Annotated in this window: 5 protein-coding genes and 2 pseudogenes; 3 read left to right on the top strand and 4 right to left on the bottom strand. The window is 44.5% G+C overall.

From position 1 onward, the window contains the following. The first annotated feature begins 590 nt into the window (after nucleotides 1–590). Together ACU01J_RS21250 and ACU01J_RS21245 are read left to right on the top strand one after the other, a co-directional pair. On the top strand, nucleotides 591–896 hold the full coding sequence (locus ACU01J_RS21250; RefSeq protein ID WP_481087416.1) for a PTS sugar transporter subunit IIB: 306 nt from the start codon (nucleotides 591–593) through the stop codon (nucleotides 894–896). Continuing rightward, nucleotides 896–1,171, top strand: coding sequence for an FTR1 family protein (locus ACU01J_RS21245; RefSeq protein ID WP_481087415.1), 276 nt, complete (start codon nucleotides 896–898; stop codon nucleotides 1,169–1,171). The genes ACU01J_RS21250 and ACU01J_RS21245 overlap by 1 nt, the downstream gene beginning before the upstream one ends. Nucleotides 1,172–1,325: 154 nt before the next feature. Here the strand turns inward: ACU01J_RS21245 and ACU01J_RS21240 are convergent. Beyond that, a pseudogene (locus ACU01J_RS21240) lies at nucleotides 1,326–1,472 on the bottom strand (IS91-like element ISVa3 family transposase); the annotation flags it as partial. 73 nt (nucleotides 1,473–1,545) lie between these two features. Beyond that, nucleotides 1,546–1,794 carry a helix-turn-helix domain-containing protein gene (locus ACU01J_RS21235; RefSeq protein ID WP_481087414.1) on the bottom strand — a complete coding sequence of 83 codons (249 nt, stop codon included), beginning with the start codon at nucleotides 1,792–1,794 and terminating at the stop codon, nucleotides 1,546–1,548. Nucleotides 1,795–1,851: 57 nt separating this feature from the next. On the opposite strand from ACU01J_RS21235, the gene ACU01J_RS21230 reads away from it, so the two are divergent. Continuing rightward, nucleotides 1,852–2,022 (top strand): hypothetical protein, encoded by a 171-nt coding sequence (locus ACU01J_RS21230; RefSeq protein WP_481087413.1) that lies wholly within the window; start codon nucleotides 1,852–1,854, stop codon nucleotides 2,020–2,022. 867 nt (nucleotides 2,023–2,889) lie between these two features. Here ACU01J_RS21230 and tssI read toward each other — a convergent pair. Together tssI and ACU01J_RS21220 are read right to left on the bottom strand one after the other, a co-directional pair. Next, a pseudogene (tssI, locus tag ACU01J_RS21225) lies at nucleotides 2,890–5,412 on the bottom strand (type VI secretion system tip protein TssI/VgrG); the annotation flags it as partial. A gap of 123 nt (nucleotides 5,413–5,535) precedes the next feature. Next, entirely contained in the window at nucleotides 5,536–6,054 is a 519-nt protein-coding gene (locus tag ACU01J_RS21220; protein ID WP_069669095.1) for an Hcp family type VI secretion system effector, read from the bottom strand. Nucleotides 6,055–6,380: the final 326 nt, after the last annotated feature.

Raw genomic sequence — 6,380 nt, 5'->3', positions numbered from 1 at the left:
ATCCTCTACGACTACATGGTCAAGTGCATGAAAGAGTTGGCAAAAGCAGAGCCAGATATCGATGCACTCCTACCTTGGAACTTCAAACATTAACAATATCGCCCCGTGGGTTCATGGGGCGGATACACTACCCTGCCATAACTGACATAATTGCTCTGGACGGCTCCGGTTCAACACAAGCTGCAGTCAACACAAGCACGGCAGTGCATCCGGAACAATTTTACAAATTTACGGATAATGACGGTGATTCAGTGATCGTTACTAGTCCTGGTGATATTGTAAACAAGGTAGATAGATACCGACCCATACAAGCACATTAATAATGTCCAGTCGGTAAAACAAAAAAACGTAAGTTGGCGGTTCCCCCTATTGCAATAAAGAAATCCCTAAAATCACTGAGAATGAAGTTTTGGTAAAAGTTCATCTATCCGGATTATGCGGTTCTGATATCCCACGTATTTTCGATAACGGAGCGCATTTTTACCCGATATACATTTATTTTTTGGTGAGCGCTAAGGATATATATCTACGGCAAGCACCGTATACTCAAGATTTAGTTTAAAATAATTTATAAGGTTCATAATATAATAGTGAGTAAAAATAACATATCCGATACCCAATCTATCATTGATGGGTTAGGTGGCTCAAACAATATAAAGTTTATGACGTGTTGTGCGACACGTTTACGTTTCGAACTGTTCGACGGTTCGCTTCCTGATAAAGACAAGTTAGACGCGATCCCACAAGTTATGGGTTGTGTGCCACAGTCGGGAGACCGCTATCAAGTTATTATTGGCGGTGCAGTTATGTCAGTTTTCAATGAAATTAGAGCACTACCATCTATGAAAGGTACCACAGGAGAAGATGCTCGAGAGAAGTATGATAATGATAACTAATGTCACTCTCAAGCTTTACGAGAGGGATAAATATGTATTCAAGTTTAATAATCGTGCTCCGAGAAGGGTTCGAAATGGCACTGGTTGTATGCCTTATTATGGCTGCAGCAAACAAAATAGAAGGCTCAAATAGGATTATCTTGAGTGGGGTAGTTGTAGTGGCTTCTATTGCGCTTGGGGTTCTAGCATTCAACAGCCCAATGATTTATTCTTCGCTAAGAAGTCCAGTAACTAGTGCTTTGATTCTGACGGCGGCCGCTACTCTTATCGCTTGATGGTTAAGAAACTCAATCTTAATCATCAAGATATCAGTCGAGGTAAATCTCCTGTTTGAGTAGTGAGCGTTTACTGAAAGTGGGATAATTAGGTCGCTTTGCAGACGGTGTGGTTATTTTTTCTACTAATTTACTGAATTTAGACGGACTTAGCCTACGCTGCCACGCCTAATCGCCGCGCTTCACGCATGCTCATTCGACGATTATCCAGTAGTTGGTCATTTTTTGAACCTTTCATAAAACCTGTAAATGCCATTCTGTCTCCGCATAGTACACACAGGTACGGATCATTACCTGTAAAGGGGTATTGCGCCATTTCTACGAAAAGTTCCAAGAAATGAATTAAGTTGCTGTATTTAAAGGTTTTAATTTTCTTAATTTACCAATTTACGACCTTCTTTTCGTACTTTAGCGATCGTTGATCTACTACACCCAAGCAATCCCTGTATCTGTGACCAGCTCTTTCCCTCTCCCAAAAGAAGGGAAATATTGGATCTTAGTTGTTCATCGGGCTTGCGCCCCTGATACTTCCCCAGTGCCTTCGCCTTTTCAATTCCCTGAGATTGGCGCTTGCGGCGAGTCTCATGATCATCCCTAGCCATCGCTGCAGCTAAATCGATCATAAATTCTGTTAGCACTTTCGAGGTCATGGAGCCATCAGAGTTATCATGGATAACTGAATGAGTCATCGGTGGGTGAAGCAGAAAACGCGGCAAGCTTTGGGATGGAAATCGGTCGAAGGGGCGACTGCTTCACTTCATGGTCGAGAAATGTGGACCATGTTAAGACGGGAACAGATTGATGTTGAGGGAGGCTCTGCTTGCGAGAAGTTTTACGCTCTCGCAGGATAAGTGTGTCCAGAGGCCGCGGCCTTCGCCTCAAAAATGAATTTTGCGACAGAACCCGTGATACGCCCATGACTTTACAAGCTCTAGAAACGTTACCCAACTCTTCTGCTAAATTGAGTAAACCTGCTTTGTGTTTGATGATCGGATTGTTAGTATGGAAGCATGAGAGTTACCTCTTTGTTTGTTTTGATTCAAGGTTCAGCAACTTTATCAAAACGGGTAACTCTCAACTTTTCAAGAAGATGTGTCAGATCTTGTCTGAACTAATTCACTTTATAATATCCTCCCTTAATACTATTCTTCTTTATTAAGCTTATTCACCATTCTCAAACCAGCTAAACGCGAATCTTCAGCTGTAGTTCTCTTGGTGGTGCTATGTATACGACTAGCATCAAGTTCATGCTCTAAACCTTGTAACATTACACTGAGGCTTCTTGTTTGCGAAAAACAATGCCCATCGACCAAACCAACAATGTTACAACCTTTAGCTTTTAAACAGTCAGAAATACTCTTCATTGCTCCAGCTGTGTCGACCTTACCAGCCATTTTTCCATCAACTTCTTTCGTGTATGTATATTTATTGGGCTTACCAGCCTTCATTGGGATAGAGTGACCGGAAAAACCTATCACATAATCTTTATTGCCATCCACCAGCTTTCTAAGTGCTTCTTCACTATCTGGTTTAAGACTTCCATCTTTATTAAATCCAGCCACAATATGGACTGTACCTCGATGTACTGACCTAGTACCTATATGCAAAAATGCTATCAGACGCTTTTCAGTCGCTGCCCGCTGCCTATCTCTTAGAGAAGGAGAAGCGCCATTTGGTAGAGCCTTAGGATCGGTTATATCTGACGACTCTTTCCGCCCGTTATCATTCACTTTCACAATACGATCTTGTCCTGTGACTTTGGAGTTCGGTAATTGTTCTGAAACCTCTTTTGCTAAGTTGCACGTATTACAACCCACTAAAGATACCCTTTCTGGGCTTTCGTTGCCTGTTTTGTTCGCGATACTTTGTGTAAGCGCACTCACTTGCTCTGCATTTAACCCACCAATAGTACTTGATGGACTTCCATCTTTCGTATCACCATGCCCCACGACAAGCACTTTTAAAGGTTTGCCTGTTGTATCCAACTTTACATCCGGTAAAGAACCATCATGATTAAGTTTTACTATCGTGGAACCAGGATGTTTAGCAGCTAAATGTTGAACAGCCTTCGCGACTTCTGGCGTACTTCCCGCTTGCAGAACAACGCGTTGTTCGCCTTTTTGAGCCTCCGAGCTTTCCATTTCTTTAGTAGGCGACGAGAGTCCTTTATTACCTATGCTTTCTTCGTTACCCTTAGAGCTGCCACCTAACGTTCGTGGTTCAGCTATCACCGGACCGATAGTATTCTCAGCAATATCTTCATTTTTATGTTGATTAGGCGGCGGAAGGTTCGATGCCGTGGCATCGAGCTCGTTCGGTGGTAAAACGTTTTTCTCTGAGTAACCACTCCCTAAGCCCGGGCTACCGCCCGAGTTTAGATTGATTTTTGACCCAACTAGGCTGACGCCAGACGAGTCCAGTTTTATAAAGCTGCCATTGACTTTGAGGGTCATTTCAGATCCGGCTTCGATGACGACCTTCTTACCAGCTTTGATATGTAGTTCATTACCTATTTTAAGGGCGTGAAGCTGTGCGATGTTTTGATGTAGGCTACCCTCAACAATTGAGGTGACATCTTGTTTGACTAGGGTGCGACTCTCTCCGCCAACGGTGAAGTGGTGGTTTCTCTTTGTCTGAGTGAAGTGGTTGCTATCCACTGTGCTATGTTGATCATGCTTAACATGGGTGGTCATATCATTGAGTATTAAGGAGTCAAAGTCCTTCTGTGCATGCAGGTAGATTTGCTCCTGCTCTGCCTGATCTTCAAAACTGAGTTCGTTAAAGCCTTCACCTTGGTGAGTTTCACTGCGCAAGACGGTTTTGGTTTTGTTCTCTGGCAACGAGTAAGGTGGTGTATTGGTGATATGATAGGTTCGGCCAGTAATGATCGGCTGATCTGGATCGCCATTTAAAAACGATACGATCACTTCATGGCCGATGCGCGGAATGGCCATCATGCCGTACTGACTGCCTGCCCAGCCTTGGGATACGCGTACCCAGCAAGAGCTATGCTCTGGACTGTTGTCATGACGATCCCAGTGGAAGTGCACTTTCACCCGCCCATGTTCATCACAGAAAATTTCTTCATCCTTTGGACCAACGACCGTTGCGATCATCGGGCCGTCAATGATTGGTTTGATTTCTGGTGTGGCTTGCCAGTTGATATGGCCTGGAATGGCTTGCCACTGATTGTTGTAGGTTGTTGCGCCATGTCCGCTCTTTTCTTCCAAAGCCTGAGGCTGCTCGCCGTGGTGACTGACGCGAACCAGTAACCAATCGCGATTAAAGGCGCGATTGAGGTGGTCACTGAGGGTGAATTTATAGCCTGCACGAATTAAGAACTCGTTACTCTTACCATCAGCTAACTGGGCATCGCGGCGTAGGTAGTTTAAACGGGTGCGAGTAAACGCAGTGCCATTGAGGTCATCTTTATAACGCCCCGGGGCATCAAAATGTGTGTAAGTCGGCTGCTGGTAATCTATTTCAGCCCCCTGAGCCGACTGACTAAAGGAGTACGCTGGCTTTTTAAAGCTGTAGTCTTTGAGTTCAACTTCGGCAACGTGAGCCTCAGATTGGTAACGGAAGCCTTTGATATAAGGCACATCACTGACACCGCCAGCCTGCCCGTTGTACGGGACAGGTTCAGCCAATGAAGGTAACAGAGCACTGGAATCACTGAAGACCAGAGTATGGTTTCCAGCTTCATGGATAAAGCTATAGATCATGCCTTCTTCTGCTGCGAGACGATGCAGGAAGTCGAGGTCGCTTTCACGGTATTGAACGCAGAACTCGCGCTGAGCCAGCTCGCGCGCTAACGAGAAAGCGTAATCATTAATGCCCATCTCCTGCAGTAGCGTCGCGATGATGTCGGACGTGGTCTGGTGCTGGAAGATACGGCTATTGTGACGCAGAGAGAGGCGCTCTAAAGCAGGCACAAGGGTCAATGAATAGAAGGTATGGTGGTGACCAATGTCCCCTTGGGTAAACGCGCGCACCACGCCGTGTACTCGTTGAACCAAGATACGGTTACGATACATGCGCAGCTCGACCGCCCGATCAACCACCTGCTCTGGGGTTAAGTTAGGTAAACGACTGGCTAACTCAATCTGGTAGCAAAACCCGTAACAGGGCCTTTGACCGAACATACTAGCAGACAAGGACTCTTGTCCATCGAACTTGGTGACCACCAAAGCATCGTCGCTCAGTCCTTCTACCTCAATGATGTACGCTAATGTCGCCATTGCGTCTCTCCTATCGTTAACCCTAAACACAAAAACCTTAAACGCAAATTACTAACGGATTGATAATTTGAAGTTAAGGTTTTCTGAGGCTCCCCCGAGGGAAGCCTCAGAAAATCAAAGCGATTAAGCTTCGACTGGTTTACGCCAGTCGTCTGAGCCAGACGTACCTGCGTTAACGTGATCCCAAGTGATCTTACGGTAAGACATAGAGACGGTTAGGTTTTGGGTGAAGTCAGACATTGCCGGATCCTGACAGTGTGGCATTTCACACTGGATATCGACGATAGATGCGTTTTCGAGTTTAGTAGTGAAGAAGTTCTCTTGTTTGCCTTCGATAGACGTGCGGTACCATTTCAATTCAACGGTCTTCATCTTCTCACCAGAAGAAAGTGCGTTGTACAGCAGTGGTACTGCTTTATTTAGCGACACAGTAAATTGGAACGGTTTGTGAACACGTTGACCCGAAGGCTGACCAGATTGAGGGTCGGTTGGTACTGTAACAACGTGATCAAACTTTTGAACCAGCATCTCATCTTCGTGACCTTCAACGTAAGAGTCACCGATAGAATCAGCAGTACAAGCACCAGCAGTGATAAGACCCTGAGTTTCACCGTCGATAGAGATATAACATGGAGTTGGCATAGTAAAATCCTTGTGGTTTGGGTGTAAAAACACCCAACTCTAAATCAAGAACTATGCCAAAATGAAAAGTCATACACTTCAATAGCTTAAGGGTTTGTTAATATGCTAGCTGAGCAAGATCTTACCTAATACGAGCAAGAAGTTGCTCGAATCAAGCAAGAAGTTGCTCGACAGCAAAAAATATACCAAGTATAAGATGGTGGATAAAAAATTCAGCCTAAGAAGATTTTGTACAATTATTATGGCGTGTTGATCTTTCATGAGTGATTTTTGAACAGCATCATAAAAAGTTATAATTTGCTCCGTCAAAAGTAAAACCATAACCA

It is taken from the genome of Vibrio sp. 2433-A1, assembly GCF_056726085.1.
Note: the sequence above shows the minus strand (reverse complement) of the source record. Positions and strands in the feature narration are given on the sequence as shown.